The organism is Flavobacterium flevense (genome assembly GCF_900142775.1).
Classification (GTDB): Bacteria; Bacteroidota; Bacteroidia; order Flavobacteriales; family Flavobacteriaceae; genus Flavobacterium; species Flavobacterium flevense.
On record NZ_FRCC01000009.1, the window covers coordinates 1 to 16,877 of the forward strand.

Here is a 16,877-nt window from a genome sequence, read left to right on the forward strand (position 1 = left end):
GGCTCACCTCTTCCCATCCCGAACAGAGTAGTTAAGCCCGCCTGCGCAGATGGTACTGCAGTTTTGTGGGAGAGTATGTCGTCGCCTTTCTTTATGAAAAGCCTGTCTGGAAAGATGGGCTTTTTTATTCATACTTTAAGTATGTATTGGTACCTTAGCTCAGATGGTAGAGCAATGGACTGAAAATCCATGTGTCCCTGGTTCGATCCCTGGAGGTACCACAATAATGCTCGGATGGTGAAATTGGTAGACACGCTGGACTTAAAATCCAGTGAACAGCAATGTTCGTGCGGGTTCAAGTCCCGCTCTGAGTACTAAAAGCTTCAATTGGCAACTTGCTAATTGAAGCTTTTTTTTTGGTATTATTTGAATGAATTTCCAACGCCTAAAGCGGTTCTGTTTATTTTTTGAATAGTACCATCCTCATTAAAATAAAGATTTTCGGCACATACCTGACGTTGTTTATCTCCACATTCCGATTTGTTTTCGATCCATCGGTGATAAAATAGCACCCATTTCCCTTTGTATTCTACAATAGAATGATGGTTGTTGCTTTCGCCTTCTTCGTCCATAATCACTCCTTGATATTTCCAAGGGCCTTTAGGAGATTTTGCTGTATAATAAGTTAGAATTCTATTTTCTTCCGGCATGGTATAATAGTAAATTCCTTTTCTTTTAAAAACCCAAGGACCTTCTCTTTTGGGTTTATAGCCACCCATATCCATTTTATACATATCCCCTTTTACGCTGAGTAAATCGTCATTCATTTCGGCAACCAGATAATCGCCGCCGCCATTAAAATAAATATAGCCTGTGCCATCATCGTCTATAAAAAGACAAGGGTCATTAGCGTATGGAGCGGTCCATAATGGTTTTCCGATGGCGTCTTTAAATGGACCGGTGGGAGAATCACTTACAGCAATACCAATTCCCATCCATTTCGTACTGTTTTTTGGGTTAACGCGATCTTTAAAACCAGTTCCCACAGGAAAGCAAAAGTAATATTTACCGTTTTTATAAGCGCAATCTGGAGCCCAGGCAAAATTATCGGCCCAAGTGAGGTCTTTTACCGAAAAAATAGCGCCATGATCCGTCCAGTTTACTAAATCACTTGATGAAAAGGCATGCCAGTCTTTCATAAAAAAATCGGTTTGACATTCTTCATCGTGAGAAGTATAGACATACATTTTTCCATCTTTCCATACATGAGCGGAGGGATCTGCAGTGAATATTTTGCTGCCAAAATTAAGTGGATTTTGCGAATGAACCGAGTTTGCAGAGAGGGTTGCTATCGTTAATGCTGCCAGAAATTGAAATGCCTGAGTTTTCTTCATATTTATTTAAATTGTTTAATAGACTTGTAAATATAAATTATTTATAACAAAAAAACCTTGCACTGGTTAGGCAAGGTTTTGAATAGTAGTTTCTTTTGATTATTTAGTTTTTACTAAAGTATATTTTTCAGAAGTTACTTTTTTTAGTTGTATTCCGGAAATTTCTGTTATTAAGCTGTTATTTGTACCCTTTTTATACGTGATTTTTTGAGGATAATCATTTTGTAGATTTTCAAAAATCAATTCATTTTCTGTATCTTCTTTTAATTGAAAATGAATGGGTTTGTCATTATTTTGGCCTTTTATCGTTGTGATATACGTTAGACTTTCAGCTTTTTGTTGCAGGATAATATTTTCCTCATGAAGAGTATCTTTGTCTTTTATAAAAAGAGATTCCGCTTTAAATGTACTGTCGTTAACTTTTTTCCAATTTTCAGAGAGGATTCCGAAATCGGTTTTACTTTGCCAATTGCCTATAAGCCAATCGGCTTTTTTTATTTGGTCTTTTTCAATAGTTGAGTTTTTTTGGCATGCCGCAACAACCAAAAGGAGCGAGAGTAAACAGGCTTTTTTTTGCATAAAAAGAATGAATTGATTAAGTGTCAAATCCAGAGCAAAATTAGTGAAAATAGTAATAGATTTTTAAGAATATCATTTAGCTGTTTTAATATTTTAAGCTAATTAAAAGATTTAAATTTGCATTTTAAATATTAAAAATCAAAATTAATGCTTTCAGCTTATATAAAAAGATTAAGAGAATCTCCTCAAGGTTATCGTTTAGCAACTACCGTATTTTTTTTCATATCAGGTTTTGGGTATTCATCCTGGGCTTCACGTATTCCTGCTATAAAAGAGCAGTTGCATTTGTCGGAAGCTGAATTTGGAGCTGTTTTATTTGCTTTTCCTATTGGGTTGATGCTAACCATGCCTTTTACAGGAAGAATTTTAAATTTATTCAGTAGTAGGTATTGTATGTTGTTAGGAGCTGTTTTGTTTAATATAGTTTTAGCATTGCCTGGTTTTGCTGCATTTGTATGGCAGCTGGTTCTTATTTTGTTGATTTTTGGAGGTTCCAGAAATATTTTGAATTTGTCAATGAATGCTCAGGCTCTTGAAGTACAGCGGCTGTATCCAAAATCAATTATGACCACTTTTCATGCGGTATGGAGTTTAGCCGGATTTGCTGGCGCAGGTTTAGGATATGTAATGGTAACCCAGCATATTGATCCGTCTTTTCATTTGTTAGGGATTAGTGTTGCTATGCTTGCTGTAACAGCTTGTTTTTATCCGCTCACTATTGAAAACGAACCTTCCGGAGAGCAAAAAAAGTTTTTTTCTATGCCCGACAAAAATTTATTAAAGTTTTCCATAATTTGTTTTGTTTCTATGGCTTGTGAGAATACGATGTATGACTGGAGTGGGATTTATTTTCAGAATGTATTGCATGCCTCTCCTAAAATTACTACTGCAGCTTTTGTGTTTTTTATGACCGCAGTTACTTTAGGTCGTTTTTTAGGTGATTATGTGGTGATGCGTTTTGGGATTAAAAATATTTTATTTTACAGTGCTGTTCTTATTTCTGTTGGATTTTTACTTTGTTTTGTTTTACCATTTATTTTCTCTACAATGATTGGTTTTGTATTGATAGGAATAGGGGTTTCCTGTACTGTTCCGCTGGTTTTTAGTATTGCAGGGAAATCTAAGAGTTTGAGCAGTGGGTCAGCTTTGACGTCCATTTCAACGATTGGATATCTTGGTTTTTTAGTAGTTCCGCCGATGGTGGGATTTATATCTGAGTTGTTGAGTATGAAATGGGCTTTTTTAGTTATGGCGCTTTTAGGTGGGATTATGATTTATATGGTAAGTAAAATTCCGGAAGAGCATTAATTGTTATGATAACTGATTGATAGCCCTGATAGAAGCGACATCCTTTTTCAAGTTTTTTACTTGAAAAAGATACAGCGGATAGCAGGAAACAGCTCCTGAAAAAATGTGAAAAAGGGATTCTAAAATGTGCAATCTTTTTTGTATTTTTGCACTCCAATTATAAGGACTACAACTATGTTAGACAGACTTCAAATAGTGAAACAACGTTTTGACGAGATTTCGGATTTAATTATCCAGCCGGATGTTATTGCTGATCAAAAACGTTATGTGCAGTTGAATAAAGAATATAAGGATTTGAAAGCTTTGGCTGGAAAAAGAGATGAATATGTTCTTTTGATGGCTAATATTGACGAAGCAAATGAAATTATTGCTGACGGAAGTGATGCTGATATGACTGAAATGGCTAAGATGCAACTGGATGAAGCAAAACAAAGATTACCAGAACTTGAGGAAGAAATCAAATTTATGTTGATTCCTAAAGATCCAGAAGATGCTAAGAATGTAATGGTGGAGGTTCGAGCCGGAACGGGTGGAGATGAAGCGAGTATTTTTGCAGGTGATTTATTTAGAATGTATACTAAATATTGTGAAAGTCGTGGTTGGAGAACATCGGTCGTGGATATGAACGAGGGAACTTCAGGAGGCTTTAAAGAGGTTATTTTTGAAGTTACCGGAGAAGATGTTTACGGAACATTGAAGTTTGAAGCAGGAGTTCACCGTGTGCAGCGTGTACCTCAAACGGAGACACAAGGACGTGTGCATACATCAGCAGCAACCGTGATGGTATTGCCGGAAGCGGAGGAGTTTGATGTTCAGATTGATATGAATGATGTGCGTGTGGATTTCTTTTGTTCGTCAGGACCTGGAGGACAATCTGTAAATACCACTAAATCAGCGGTGCGTTTAACGCATATTCCAACAGGATTAGTGGCTCAATGTCAGGATCAGAAATCACAACATAAAAATAAAGATAAAGCTTTAGGGGTATTGCGTTCTCGTTTATACGAACAGGAATTAGCTAAAAAAGAAGCGGAAGATGCTTCAAAACGTACTTCTCAGGTGAGTTCAGGAGACCGTTCGGCAAAAATCAGAACGTATAATTATGCTCAGGGACGTGTTACAGATCATAGAATAGGATTGACATTATATGATTTAGGGAACATCATGAATGGTGATATCCAGAAGATTGTGGATGAATTACAATTAGTTAATAATACAGAAAAACTGAAAGAAGCCAGCGAGGTTTTCTAATGGTTAACTAAACATTATTAGTTAAAAAAAATAAAATTTTTTAATATTATTAATAAGAAAAAGCACTTAATTTGCGTTATCAAATTAGGTGCTTTTTTTGTCCCAAATTTATTAACTAATAGTATTAAATATGAAGAAGAACGTATTTCTTTCGTTATTTGCTTTTGCAAGTTTTTGTACGGCAAATGCTCAGTCTTATTTAGGTTACACACCCGATAATTATGCAGGTGTTCAAAGTGTATTATACAATCCGGCGTCTATAGCTGATTCCCGTTTTAAAGCAGATATTAATTTATTCTCAATTAGTTCATCTGTGGCTAACGATTTGTATGGCGTTAAGATTTTTGATGTTTTTAAAGACGGATATGATTTTGATTTAGAAGCTAAAAAGAATTTTAGCAATGCCAATAATGGTTTTATGAATACCGATATTATGGGGCCATCGGTTATGTTTAACATCGCCCCTAAACATTCATTAGCAATATATACCAGAGCAAGAGCTTTTATGAATGTTCTTGATGTTAATGGAAATGTAGTAAATGAACTTTCTAAAGATAATAAAACTAACTTTGATTATCCGGTAGGAAGCCCAAATGCAGTAGGAAATTCATGGGGTGAATTCGGGATTTCTTATGCTGCTGTTTTGTTTCAAAGAGGAGAGCATTTCTTAAAAGGAGGTATTACTGCTAAATATTTACAAGGAGTAGCTAATTACCATTTACAGGGAACTAATATTAATCTGGAATTTCAGGAGAATGTACTTTTTCCTGAGCAAAGTCAATATGTGAGTGAAGGAACAGCTATTTATGGCTCAAGCCAGGATTTTGCTGATAATTCAGATGTTGAAATAAATTCAAAGTCAAGAGGTTATGGTCTTGATTTAGGATTGGTTTATGAATGGAGACCTGAATATTCTGCTGAAAGAGCTGATATTAATGACTTAAAGGAAGTAAACAAATACAAGTTGCGTTTTGGTCTTTCTGTTACTGATTTAGGATCTATGAAGTATGCGGATGGTATTCGTAGAAATTATGATTTAAATGAAACAATTACTCAGAATGAATATGATAATGCAGATAGTTTTGACGAGTTTTTGGAAGACAATTATGATTTTACAGTTGTAAATGGAGGGGTAAAAGCATACTTGCCAACAGCTATTCATGCTGATGTAGACTGGAATATCCATAGAAAATTTTATTTGAATGCTAATGCTGATTTTGGTGTAGTAAGTAAAACAAAATTAAACCAAAACAGTATTGCTAACCGTGTGAGTTTGACTCCTCGTTTTGAATCAAAATGGTTTAGTGCTTATGTTCCAATTTCGTATATGGATTATAGTAAGCAGGCACAAGTGGGCTTAGGATTAAGAACAGGAGTATTTTTTATAGGATCTGGTTCGATAATTTCTAATGCTATTTCAAAAAGCTCGAGAGCTGCCGATATTCATTTAGGAATGAAAATCCCTATTTATCAAAAAAAGGCCAAGGATAAAGATCAGGATGGAGACGGAGTTTTAGATAAAGATGATGAATGTCCTGCTGTTGCCGGCCCTGTTGAGAACAAAGGTTGTCCATGGGAAGACAAAGATAATGATGGCGTTCTAGACAAAGATGATGCATGTCCTGCTGTTGCCGGTCCTGCTGCCAACAAAGGTTGTCCATGGGAAGACAAAGATAATGATGGCGTTTTAGACAAAGATGATAAATGTCCTGAAGTTGCCGGACCAAAAGAAAACAACGGATGTTTATGGCCGGATACGGATGGAGACGGAGTTGCAGATAAAGATGATAAATGTCCAAAAGTAAAAGGAACTTTAGCAAACAAAGGTTGTCCGGAAGTAACTACGGAGGTAATTAAAAAATTAAATGATTTCTCTAAGTCCGTTTTATTTGATTCTTCTAAAGCTACTATTAAACCTGAATCTCATGATAAATTAGAAGGAATTGTAAAAGTAATGGATGAATACAATAATGCTAATTTTAAATTGGAAGGACATACTGACAGTACTGGTAATGAGGCTAAAAATCTTCAGTTATCTAAGGACAGAGCAGCTGCAGTTAAAGATTATTTGATTGCTAAAGGCATTAGTGCTGACAGACTTTCATCAGAAGGATATGGTATTACTAAACCAATAGCTACTAACAAAACGGTTGAAGGAAGAGCTCAAAACCGCCGGGTTGAGATTATTTTAATTAAATAATTCAAACTTCATTAATATTTAAAAAAAGCTATTTCACTAATCGTGAAATAGCTTTTTTTATGGGTATTATTTATGGCTCGAAATAAAAAATACTGACGGAACTCAGCAATAATTGGTTACAAAAAAAGCCTTTACTTTCAATCGAAAGCAAAGGCTTTTATTTCGAGAAGACAGAATTATTGTTTAGCTTCTACATTTTCATCAGATTTTGCTGTTGCACGATTAACTCGATACATTGTAGCAAATTTGATTTTTAAACCTGAAATTTTGATATTGTCTTTAGAAGATAATCCTTCTTTTTCAACAGTATTTTTTCTGGTATCTAATGCTTCATATAAAAGCTTAATTTCATCCCACTCTTCTCTGTTATAAGAATCTTTGTTTTTTTCTACAGTGTCTATAAAGTTAGAATAAACACCGGCAATGTTATCTTTGTTTACCCAAGCAAAACTCATGTCATCGCTTATTTTTTCTGTAAATAAAGAGCTTCTTAGATTTTCACGGAACATTGAGTTGCGTTTTTGAACAACTTCAGCTTTATATTCTTCATATTTAGTAGCAATCTTATCCATGTCTGCCTCTTTTTCAGCTTTATTTTCCAGGGCATTTAGAGCTTCTTCTGCATCCATTTTGGTTTGCTCATATTTAGCTTCGATGCTTTCCCAATTTTTACTGGTTTCTTCAGCAGCTACATCACTAATAGAGTCTACATACATTTTAAATTCTTCTACTTTTTTATCAGCCATTTCTTTCTTTTCATCTTTGCATGAACTCATGATAACAGCTATTGCAGCGAGAACGAGAAATTTATTTAGGTTTTTCATTTTTATAAATTTAATTAATTGAATTGTGTTATTGTACTATTTTAAAGGTCAAATCCGTAAGCAAGACGCAAAGCAATCTGACTTAATCCATTATCCGCATTATTATTTCTTAATGCAGGGAAATCAGGTAAATATTCGTAACGAACGCTTATATCAATGTATTTTGTAGCGTATCCTATACTCGGACTTAATAATAATGACTTGTCGTTATAGTCATTTGTCACTGCAAATGCACCACCTACTTCTCCCATTAAATAGAATTGATCTTTTAAAACAAAGGCTTTAAAACCCAGTTTAGCAGGAATATATCCTAAATCATTGTTATCTCCGCTGATGAACAGGTTATTGAATCCAGTTGTGGCAGTAAGAGAATAACTTTTGGATAAGTCATATTGCAATCGAACATCACCACCTACATTAAGGTTATAAGGTTCTTCGAATGGATATCCAACAGTGGCACCAATTCCTAATTTGAATTTTTGTTCATAGTTGTCATTAGGAAGATCCTGCGCCATGGCTTGTGTACTACCAATAATTAGTAAAGCCAGAATTGCTAAATTTTTAATTGCATTTTTCATAATTACAATAATATTTGTTATACTTTTTTATAATGAAATAGATGTTTGAAAAAAAAGCATGATTAATTTTCATTTGCCATTTGGTTGGCAGCTTTTGCTTTTCCCTCCTGAACTAAATCATTAGTGTTTTGAGCAATATTTTGATATTTATCCTCAATTTTTTGAATCGCTTTATCAAAGTCATTTTTCATAGTGTCTTTTAATTCCTTTGTCTTGTCTTTGATTTTTTTTCTGGTGGTTTTTCCGCTTTCAGGAGCAAATAGAACGCCTAATACTGCTCCGGTTAATAATCCACCCACTACTCCTATAATTAATTTATTTGTGTTCATAATTTTTATATTTATTTAAGTTATTAATTTAAAGTCTTCTTCCGCTTATAATTCGCATCAGTATAGCAATAACAGCTATCACTAACAAGATGTGAATTAAACTTCCGATACTGTATACAAAGAATCCTAAGGCCCAGAATATTACCAATAATACTGCGACCAGATAGAGTAAGTTTCCCATGATTTTTTTTTTAGATTATAATATTATAGTTTGAAACCAACGTACACACTTAGTGCGCTGTTTTTTGAATCAGGAAAAGTATAAGTTTCTCCGGCAAATGTTCTTTCTTTACCTATTGTTTGTAATCCATAATTGTAACGAACTCCTATTGAAGTAGATTCAAAATCAAATCCCACACCGGCTGATAAACCATAATCCCATTCGTTCAGATCATCATTATTGATGTTTTCTTCAAAATCAAAAGATCCACTGTCGGTTTCATTTGTAGCTTTACCATCAAGTAAATAAGCAACATAAGGTCCAAAATGAACATTGAAGTTTGGGGTTACATTAAGTTTTAGTAAAACAGGTAATTCTAAATAGTTTAATTTTAGTTTAGTAGTTCCGGATGCAAATACATTATCATAAACTAATTCAGAACCTTTTCTTGAATAAAGTAGTTCAGGTTGTAAGGATACAGAGTTGGAAACAGGAAAGTTTGCAAATAAACCGGCATTAAAGCTTGTTAAAACATTATTGTCATCAACATCTTCTGTGTAAAGATTAGTGAAATTAACTCCTCCTTTAATACCTACTGAAGGTTCCATATCTTGTGCTTGAGTAAAATTTACAACTGATAAGCAAACTGCTGCGGCTAAAAATAAATTTTTCATGACTTGTATTTTAAAATTATTAATTGTTGTTTAAATATAGTTCCTAGGCTACATTACAAAGTTGCGATATGTTTAGTTTACTAGTATTACAGGATATTTTAAGACTTTTATAGAATTACCATTTTCATTTATAAACAAAAAAAACACCTTAAATAAGGTGTTTTGAGAGACTTTGTATCAGTAATTTTATTTTATCGTCTTTGCTTCTTTTTGAAGAATGTTAATATTTTTTTCAAGCTTTACGATGGTTTTATCTGCAAGGTTTTTTAATTGATCATTAGGTGTAGTTTTGCTGATTCTTTTATATTGATCTAATTCTACACGGAGTAAAATACTAGTTCTGTTTAAATACAATTTAATATTGGCTTCACTAATAAAACTTTTTAAGGTATTGGTATCATATAATGTATTAGGAATAATAATAAAATTGTCCTTTGCAATTTTTCTAATCTCTTTTTTTAACTCAAGATGTTCAAATTCGATTTTTTTAAATAAAAGTTGGGTACTGTTTTCCATTGTGCTTTCCTGAGCTTTTTGAGTAATTGCTACAACTTTTAAATTAGATTCTGCAATTTCAATCAGAGTTTGGGGTATTATTCTCATTTCAGGAATATCCTTTTCAGTTTTATTTTTTTTCTCACAGGAAGCCAGCATCATATAACAGATGGCAAACACTATAAGGAGCAGAACTGGTTTTTTTCTTTTTAAAAACTTCATTAGGAATATTTTATGTAAAAATAAAAAAATAATTTTGTATTTAATTTATATGCATCTTTAATAGTATTACATAATTAGTGGGCTTTACGCAGGCAGATAGACTTCAAAAACAGCGCCTTCATTTAGTTTTCCTTTAGCAAAAATATATCCTTTGTGGTTTTCCACAATTTTTTTACAAATAGCAAGTCCCACACCTGTTCCCGGATAATCTTTTTTACCATGCAATCTATTGAATAATAAAAAAATCCTTTCAGCATATTCCTGTTCAAAACCAAGACCGTTATCTTTAAAAATAATTTTTATGAATTCTCTCTTGGATTTTTCGTTCAATTTAGGAGCTTTAGAGGCTTTTATTCTTTTAGAAGTTATAGTCACTATAGCCGGAACATCTGTTTTAGAATATTTAAGAGAATTGCCAATCAGATTAATAAATAATTGTTCCAGCTGAAATGGAATTCCCTGAATTTTGTGTAATTTTTCGGCATTTATTTGTGCATTTTTCTCGGTAATGCTTTCGGAAAGCTCGCTTATAGCATTCGAAAAAATGGTATTTAAATCGACAGTTTCGAATTTCTTTTCGGATCGGTTAGTTCTGGAATATTGCAGCAAATCATCTATCAATACACGCATCCTGTTAGATGCTTCCTGTATTTTTTGAAAATAATCTTGTCCTGTTTCTGATAAGTTTTCTTTTTCTTTATCTTCAATTCTGGAAATAAAGGTTTGAATTTTCCTGAGCGGTTCCTGTAAATCATGACTGGCTACATGATTGAATTCGGTTAATTCTTTATTGTTTTGTTCTAATTCCTTATTTCTTAATTCAATTAGTTGTGTCTTATTAAAATCTTCGGTAATATCTTGTGTAGTACCAATCATTTTTTGATTATTCAGTCTGTCGACAAATATTTTTCCGGTAGTTCTAAAATAACGAACTTCCAGAGTGTCTTTTTTAATTATTCTGTAATAGGTTAGGGGCAGAAATTTTTTTTCTTTTATTTGTTCAAAAGCATCAATGATGATTTCTTTGTCGTCAGGATGGATGTAACTAATTAAATTTTCCACCGTAGGCAGGAATGACTGAGGTTCACAACCTAACAAGCGAAATTTATTATCCGAATAGTCAAAAGTTTTATTTTCCAGATTTAATAACCAGCTGCCATATTTTCCAAGTATTTCTGCTTGATTACTGGATTCATCAAATATTTTAAGCCTGATATTTTGATTAATTAAATCTTTGTAATTTTTAATAATAAGTAAATATCCTAAACTTAAAAGCAGAATTGAGATCAGGAAAGTCGAAAATATAATTAAAGGGGTGTTTGAATTATTGTATCTGTAGAGTTTTCCTTTAGAATTTAATAATTTGTTTTCGGTATTAAGCATGATATTTACCTCTGTTTTTAAGGAATCCATGACTAATTTACCGTTATTGAAATAAGTATTAAATTCTTTTTTATTGGTAAAATTATTTTTAAAATAAGAAAAGCGTTTGTCAACTAAATCATAGATTCTTTTGAGTCTGATTTGTTTTTTTGGATCATATCTTATGGTATGATTTAATGACTGAAAAGAATTATTAATGTTTTTACGTGCATCAATAAAAGGCTCCAGATAAATAGAGTCATTAGTAATAATGTAACCACGATAACCGGTTTCGGCATCTTTTAAATAAGAAGTAAGCTGTCCTAACTCAATTGAAATTTCATAAGTATTGATGATTGAATCATTAATTTTATCTAATTCTTTTATGTGTCTGTATGTTACAGAGGCTAAAAAAATTAAAATAAAAAAAGCGATTAAAAACACAGCTCTTATGAAGCCTATTGAATCAAATAACTTATATTTAAACATTTTTACATTCGTAATAAAAAATTATCCTTGTTTAACCCCGAAGTTATATACTGCCAGTTTAGCGTTACCACTTCGGATAATACTTCTTTTAATTTTCCAAAATTGCTGGGTTTCTTAATATAAATATTTGCTCCCAATACAAAAGTGTTTTCGATGTCTTCTTCAGAAGAAGAAGTAGAATAAATAGCAATAACAATGTCTTTAAATCGAGGTTCATTTTTAATTTCCTTTAAACATTCTATACCTGATTTTAAAGGCATGTTTAAATCCAGAAAAATAATATTTGGCAAAATACTCTCAGGATCATTAAGGAAATTCATTAAAGCAACGCCATCATTTACCGTGTTAACAACGGTATTAATTTTTAATTCATCAAAAGCATCTGTGAAAAACATTCTGTCGTCTTCGTCATCATCTGCCAGGGTAATTAAGATGAAATCTTTTTGCATATAGGTATTTGGGGTTTAATTGATATTTTGACTGCTAAATTCGTTACGTTTTTTCAATATTCGTTGAAATGCCGAAGGCGTAATTCCTGTAGTGTTTTTAAACTGCGAGCTTAAATGCGCTACACTGGAATAATTAAGTTTAAAAGCAATTTCGGTTAATGTCAGGTTGTGATGAGTAATAAGTTTTTTGACGTACTCAATTTTTTGAATAATGATAAAATTCTCTATAGAAGTATAGGTAACTTCTGAAAATAAATTAGAAAGATAACCATAACTATGATTGAGCTTTTCAGCTAAATATACTGAACTTTTAACCGAAGGAGCATTTTCGTTGAAAATCATCTCTATAATTGTTTCTTTTATTTTTTGAACAATAATGTTTTTTTGATTTTCTATAATTTCAAAACCATATTCGGTCAATAATGCACTTATCTTTTCATAAGTAATAGTGTCAATCTCTTCTAAAAATAAAATTTCATTAGTATTAATGATGTTGTATTTGACATTGAAAGTGTCTAATTTTTCTTCTAATATTTTTTTTATTAGAAAGGATGTATCTGTTTTTAAAAATAATTTCAAGGCGATTATTTTAAGTTATATTAGTTTTTAAGTTTAGTAAAAGTAATAAATAGGTTTATTATTTCACAGTTTTTAAATATTTGTTTATCCAAAAATAAAATGTATTGTAGAATTTTTATAGAAATATCTGTAATTTTTATATAAATTTAGGATTGGCTTTGTAACTTTGCGTTTGTAAAATAAAATGAATGACTACACAACAGCTGATTGAGCAAATCCAGATAAAAAAATCCTTTCTGTGCATAGGTTTAGATGTCGATTTAAATAAAATTCCAAGCCATTTTTTAGCCTTAGAAGATCCTATTTTTGAATTTAATAAAGCCATTATTGACGCTACGCATGATTTAGCGGTGGCCTATAAACCCAATACTGCTTTTTTTGAAGCTTATGGAATTAAAGGCTGGATGTCTTTGCAAAAAACAATTAGTTATATAAACGAAAAATATCCTGAAATATTTACTATCGCCGATGCAAAAAGAGGCGATATTGGGAATACTTCTTCTATGTATGCCAAAGCTTTTTTTGAAGATTTAAATTTTGACAGTATTACCGTTGCTCCTTACATGGGAAAAGATTCGGTGGAACCTTTTTTAGCTTTTGAGGACAAACATACTATAATGTTAGCGTTAACTTCTAATGAAGGTGCTTTTGATTTTCAAACCCTTCAGGTAAATGGAACCAAAGGCGAGGCTAAAGAATTGTATAAAACTGTTTTAGAGACTTCTAAAACATGGAAAAACAGTGAAAACCTAATGTATGTAGTAGGAGCGACTAAAGCAGAATATTTTACAGAAATTAGAAAAATAGTTCCCGATAGTTTCTTGTTAGTTCCAGGTGTTGGAGCACAAGGCGGAAGTTTGTCAGAAGTATGTAAATACGGAATGAATGCTAATGTAGGATTGCTAATCAATTCTTCGAGAGGGATTATTTATGCTTCAAAAGAAGCTGATTTTGCTCAAAAAGCACGAATTGAGGCTTTAAAAATGCAACAGGAAATGGCTGCAATAATGCAGGCTGAATAATAAAACAATAACGTTTATAAAGGCAAAACCATTAATTTTTTTTAATGGTTTTTTTATTTTAAATACAATCAGATGAAATCTTATTCTTTAATTGATGGGGTCGGGATTACGCATACTTTTGATAAAGTACCACAACGTATTGTTTCTTTAGTTCCTTCGCAAACGGAGTTATTGGTCGATTTAGGTTTAGAATCTAAAATAGTGGGAATTACTAAATTTTGTATTCATCCGCAACATTTAAAGAGTGCCAAATGCATTGTGGGAGGAACAAAAAATGTCAATTATGATAAAATCAAAGCATTAGAGCCGGATATTATCATCTGTAATAAAGAAGAAAACACTTTAGAAATAGTAGAAAACCTTCGTTCCGTATGTCCGGTTTGGGTGACTGATATTCTTACAGTACAGGATAACTTAAAAATGATAGATGATTTGGGCAAACTTTTAGACTGTCAAGTCAAAGCTGAGTATTGGATTAGCAGATTGTCTTTTGCCTTGAGCGATTTCAAACAATTTACAGAAAACAAATCCGTTCAGAAAGCAGCATATTTTATTTGGAAAAATCCTTATATGGTAGCAGGTTCGGAGAATTTTATAAATGAATTATTAAAACTAAATCATTTTGAAAATGTTTTTGAAAATCAACCCCGATATCCTGAAATTGAACTTCAGCAAATAATTAAAAAAACAGATTTGGATTTAATTTTTCTTTCTTCTGAGCCTTATCCGTTTAAGGAAAAAGATGCATTAGAAATGATGCCATTGGTAACTCAGGCAAAAATTCGTCTGGTAGATGGCGAAATGTTTTCCTGGTACGGCAGTCGCTTGTTAAAGGCGTTAGTTTATTTTAAAGAACTGCACTTAAAATTATAATTCGCAGGTTTCAGCAAGCTGTTTCTTTTCTTTATTTTTAGTTGCAGACGTTTCTTTTTGTCCCATTCCGGTTAAAATTTTAAACTCTTCCTGTAGTTTTTTAATTTCAGTTTTCTCTTTCAGTAATCCTTTCATAACAGTAAATTTTTCGCAAATTTACAGTATCATAACATTAAAAACCTAGTTTTTTGTGTTAAGTTTAGCATTTTACGGCTGTTTTGTGATAAAAATTAAGAATAATACTAAATTTTAAAAAGCTGTGAAAGAGGATGATTATGGGTTAGAAGTAGTTTTTTTATGCAATAGATACGGATTATAGTGTATGTGATTAATAATTGGATTTTCCTTAAATAAAGAAGTGCCAGTATTAAAAAATACTAGCACTTGTTTAACTAACCAAAACCAAATATAATAAATAACCAGTTCATTACATTGCAAAGATGCTACATAACAGCGTATATTGCTGTTAAGGTTTTGTTATTACTTTGTTGGTTATAAGTTAAGTTTTAAACGTGTGTTTAATAAAATAAAAGAGCGTTACGAAAAAATCACGGTTTTGTTGTTGTAAACCATTGTTTTACGTTCAGCATGCAGTTTGATTGCTCTTGCTAATACGCTTCTTTCTAAATCTCTCCCTTTCACAATAAAATCTTCTATAGAATGACTATGGGATACTCTGGTAATATCCTGCTCAATAATTGGGCCTTCATCTAATTCCTCGGTTACATAATGACTGGTTGCACCAATGATTTTAACACCACGGGCAAATGCCGAATGATAGGGTTTTGCTCCCGGGAATGCCGGTAAAAACGAGTGATGGATATTGATTATCTTGTTTTTATACAATTCAATCAGTTTAGGAGTGATAATTTGCATGTATCGGGCCAAAACTATAAAATTAATATTGTACTCTTTTAATAACGCAATTTGTTGTTTTTCTCCTTCGTCTTTTATGTTTTTATTAAAAGGGATATGGTGAAAAGGAATTCCAAAACGCTCAGCAACACCTTTTAAATCTTCATGATTACTAATAATCAAAGGGATTTCCAGAGGTAATTCACCGGCACTGTAACGTCCTAAAATATCATATAAGCAATGATCGTATTTTGAGATAAAAAGTGCCATTCGGGGTTTGTATTCCTGAGTATAAATTTCCCAGGACATATTAAATTTATCAGCGAGATTGGTTTGGAAATCCTTTTTAATTAATTCCAGATCCCAATTTTGAGTACTGAATTCGCATTCTAATCGCATGAAAAAAACATTTTCATTAGCATCAACATGCTGATCCAGATAGATAATGTTTCCTTCTATGGCTGCAATATAATTAGTAACTGAGGCGATAATTGCTTTTTGATCCTCACAGTGGATCAGGATGGTTATTTTTTGCATTTTATAATTATTTCATTCTTTCGATAAACCTTTATTTGTTGTCCTGCATGGCAAAAACCTTTTGTAGTAAAGGTGTTGTTCTGGCGCTGATATTATTTCGGATGTTTTTTTCTTCAACGGCTACCATTTTAAAAACACCATTCATGGCCTGATTCGTTACATAATCGGTTAAATCAGGATTTACTTTAGTAACCAGCGGGATGCTGTTGTATTTGGTTATAATGTTTGCCCAGACTTTATCGGCTCCTACTTTAGAAAAAGAGTTTTTAATAACAGGATTGAATTTGCTGTACAAAGAAACAGAAGTGCTATTTTGTAAATAGGAGGTTGCAGAAGTATCGTTACCCAGCAAAATCCCTTTAGCATCAGTAAAAGACATGTTTTTTACTGCTGATACAAATATTGGTGTAGCTTCTTTTACGGCATCTTCTGCAGCACGATTAAGTACTTTTAATCCTTCATCGGCTAATGAGCTTAAACCAATTCGTCTTAATCCGCTGTCTACTTTTCTTAGTTCTTCAGGAAGCAGGATTTTTACCGCTTCGTTTTTATAAAAGCCATCAGTAGCAGTCAGTTTGCTAACTTGTTTGGTAATTCCGTTATTCAGCGCTTCTTTTAGTCCTCCTGCAATATCTATTGTTCCGGTTGTTCCGGTTTGAGGCAGTTGACTAAGCACTTGTTGCATCTCTGCACAACTAATAAAACTAAATACAAGGAGGAACGATACTATTTTTTTCATTTTAAGGATATCAAAGGT

The 16,877-nt window shown here is 32.5% G+C and carries 19 protein-coding genes, 2 tRNA genes and 1 rRNA gene; 8 read left to right on the forward strand and 14 right to left on the reverse strand.

Features of this window, described 5'->3' with window-relative positions; all coding sequences use genetic code 11:
* The 3 genes from rrf to BUB89_RS14195 form a co-directional block, all read left to right on the forward strand.
* Nucleotides 1–90: ribosomal RNA gene (gene rrf / locus BUB89_RS14185) — 5S ribosomal RNA — on the forward strand; the annotation flags it as partial.
* 58 nt (nucleotides 91–148) lie between these two features.
* Nucleotides 149–221: transfer RNA gene (locus tag BUB89_RS14190), tRNA-Phe, on the forward strand.
* Nucleotides 222–228: 7 nt separating this feature from the next.
* Nucleotides 229–314 (forward strand) — tRNA-Leu (locus tag BUB89_RS14195).
* Nucleotides 315–362: 48 nt separating this feature from the next.
* Here the strand turns inward: BUB89_RS14195 and BUB89_RS14200 are convergent.
* Complete coding sequence (locus BUB89_RS14200) at nucleotides 363–1,334, reverse strand: family 43 glycosylhydrolase (RefSeq protein WP_073246152.1); 972 nt, start codon at nucleotides 1,332–1,334, stop codon at nucleotides 363–365.
* A gap of 99 nt (nucleotides 1,335–1,433) precedes the next feature.
* Entirely contained in the window at nucleotides 1,434–1,913 is a 480-nt protein-coding gene (locus tag BUB89_RS14205; protein ID WP_073246154.1) for a DUF6265 family protein, read from the reverse strand.
* A gap of 147 nt (nucleotides 1,914–2,060) precedes the next feature.
* On the opposite strand from BUB89_RS14205, the gene BUB89_RS14210 reads away from it, so the two are divergent.
* The 3 genes from BUB89_RS14210 (at nucleotide 2,061) to BUB89_RS14220 (ending at nucleotide 6,672) form a co-directional block, all read left to right on the forward strand.
* Complete coding sequence (locus BUB89_RS14210; RefSeq protein ID WP_073246157.1) at nucleotides 2,061–3,221, forward strand: MFS transporter; 1,161 nt, start codon at nucleotides 2,061–2,063, stop codon at nucleotides 3,219–3,221.
* Between the two features lie 174 nt (nucleotides 3,222–3,395).
* Nucleotides 3,396–4,472: a peptide chain release factor 1 gene (gene prfA / locus BUB89_RS14215; protein WP_073246158.1), complete on the forward strand. Its 1,077-nt coding sequence runs from the start codon at nucleotides 3,396–3,398 to the stop codon at nucleotides 4,470–4,472.
* A gap of 130 nt (nucleotides 4,473–4,602) precedes the next feature.
* Entirely contained in the window at nucleotides 4,603–6,672 is a 2,070-nt protein-coding gene (locus tag BUB89_RS14220; protein ID WP_073246159.1) for a DUF5723 family protein, read from the forward strand.
* A gap of 176 nt (nucleotides 6,673–6,848) precedes the next feature.
* Here the strand turns inward: BUB89_RS14220 and BUB89_RS14225 are convergent, their stop codons facing one another.
* The 9 genes from BUB89_RS14225 to BUB89_RS18170 all read right to left on the reverse strand — a co-directional run bounded on the left by BUB89_RS14225 (nucleotide 6,849) and on the right by BUB89_RS18170 (nucleotide 12,833).
* On the reverse strand, nucleotides 6,849–7,496 hold the full coding sequence (locus BUB89_RS14225) for a DUF6565 domain-containing protein (protein WP_073246160.1): 648 nt from the start codon (nucleotides 7,494–7,496) through the stop codon (nucleotides 6,849–6,851).
* 41 nt (nucleotides 7,497–7,537) lie between these two features.
* The gene (locus BUB89_RS14230; protein ID WP_073246162.1) at nucleotides 7,538–8,074 is read right to left on the reverse strand and encodes a hypothetical protein; all 537 of its coding nucleotides are present in this window, start codon (nucleotides 8,072–8,074) and stop codon (nucleotides 7,538–7,540) included.
* 62 nt (nucleotides 8,075–8,136) lie between these two features.
* Entirely contained in the window at nucleotides 8,137–8,403 is a 267-nt protein-coding gene (locus tag BUB89_RS14235; RefSeq protein ID WP_073246164.1) for a YtxH domain-containing protein, read from the reverse strand.
* Nucleotides 8,404–8,431: 28 nt separating this feature from the next.
* The gene (locus BUB89_RS18005) at nucleotides 8,432–8,584 is read right to left on the reverse strand and encodes a lmo0937 family membrane protein (protein ID WP_141384548.1); all 153 of its coding nucleotides are present in this window, start codon (nucleotides 8,582–8,584) and stop codon (nucleotides 8,432–8,434) included.
* A 23-nt stretch (nucleotides 8,585–8,607) separates the two neighbouring features.
* Nucleotides 8,608–9,237, reverse strand: a complete 630-nt coding sequence (locus BUB89_RS14240; protein WP_073246166.1) for a porin family protein — start codon at nucleotides 9,235–9,237, stop codon at nucleotides 8,608–8,610.
* 186 nt (nucleotides 9,238–9,423) lie between these two features.
* Entirely contained in the window at nucleotides 9,424–9,954 is a 531-nt protein-coding gene (locus BUB89_RS14245; protein WP_073246168.1) for a hypothetical protein, read from the reverse strand.
* An 84-nt stretch (nucleotides 9,955–10,038) separates the two neighbouring features.
* Nucleotides 10,039–11,805, reverse strand: coding sequence for a CHASE3 domain-containing protein (locus tag BUB89_RS14250; RefSeq protein ID WP_073246170.1), 1,767 nt, complete (start codon nucleotides 11,803–11,805; stop codon nucleotides 10,039–10,041).
* A 2-nt stretch (nucleotides 11,806–11,807) separates the two neighbouring features.
* The gene (locus tag BUB89_RS14255; protein ID WP_073246172.1) at nucleotides 11,808–12,254 is read right to left on the reverse strand and encodes a response regulator; all 447 of its coding nucleotides are present in this window, start codon (nucleotides 12,252–12,254) and stop codon (nucleotides 11,808–11,810) included.
* 15 nt (nucleotides 12,255–12,269) lie between these two features.
* The gene (locus BUB89_RS18170) at nucleotides 12,270–12,833 is read right to left on the reverse strand and encodes a helix-turn-helix domain-containing protein (RefSeq protein WP_073246174.1); all 564 of its coding nucleotides are present in this window, start codon (nucleotides 12,831–12,833) and stop codon (nucleotides 12,270–12,272) included.
* 188 nt (nucleotides 12,834–13,021) lie between these two features.
* Between BUB89_RS18170 and pyrF the strand changes: the two genes are divergently transcribed.
* Nucleotides 13,022–13,855: an orotidine-5'-phosphate decarboxylase gene (pyrF, locus tag BUB89_RS14265; RefSeq protein WP_073246176.1), complete on the forward strand. Its 834-nt coding sequence runs from the start codon at nucleotides 13,022–13,024 to the stop codon at nucleotides 13,853–13,855.
* A gap of 72 nt (nucleotides 13,856–13,927) precedes the next feature.
* Nucleotides 13,928–14,728 (forward strand): ABC transporter substrate-binding protein, encoded by an 801-nt coding sequence (locus BUB89_RS14270; RefSeq protein ID WP_073246178.1) that lies wholly within the window; start codon nucleotides 13,928–13,930, stop codon nucleotides 14,726–14,728.
* Here the strand turns inward: BUB89_RS14270 and BUB89_RS18175 are convergent.
* The 3 genes from BUB89_RS18175 to BUB89_RS14280 form a co-directional block, all read right to left on the reverse strand.
* Nucleotides 14,723–14,863, reverse strand: coding sequence for a hypothetical protein (locus BUB89_RS18175; protein ID WP_170215514.1), 141 nt, complete (start codon nucleotides 14,861–14,863; stop codon nucleotides 14,723–14,725). The genes BUB89_RS14270 and BUB89_RS18175 overlap by 6 nt on opposite strands.
* A gap of 402 nt (nucleotides 14,864–15,265) precedes the next feature.
* Nucleotides 15,266–16,120 carry a formyltetrahydrofolate deformylase gene (gene purU, locus BUB89_RS14275; RefSeq protein ID WP_073246182.1) on the reverse strand — a complete coding sequence of 285 codons (855 nt, stop codon included), beginning with the start codon at nucleotides 16,118–16,120 and terminating at the stop codon, nucleotides 15,266–15,268.
* A gap of 31 nt (nucleotides 16,121–16,151) precedes the next feature.
* Nucleotides 16,152–16,859, reverse strand: coding sequence for a DUF4197 domain-containing protein (locus BUB89_RS14280; RefSeq protein ID WP_073246186.1), 708 nt, complete (start codon nucleotides 16,857–16,859; stop codon nucleotides 16,152–16,154).
* Nucleotides 16,860–16,877: the final 18 nt, after the last annotated feature.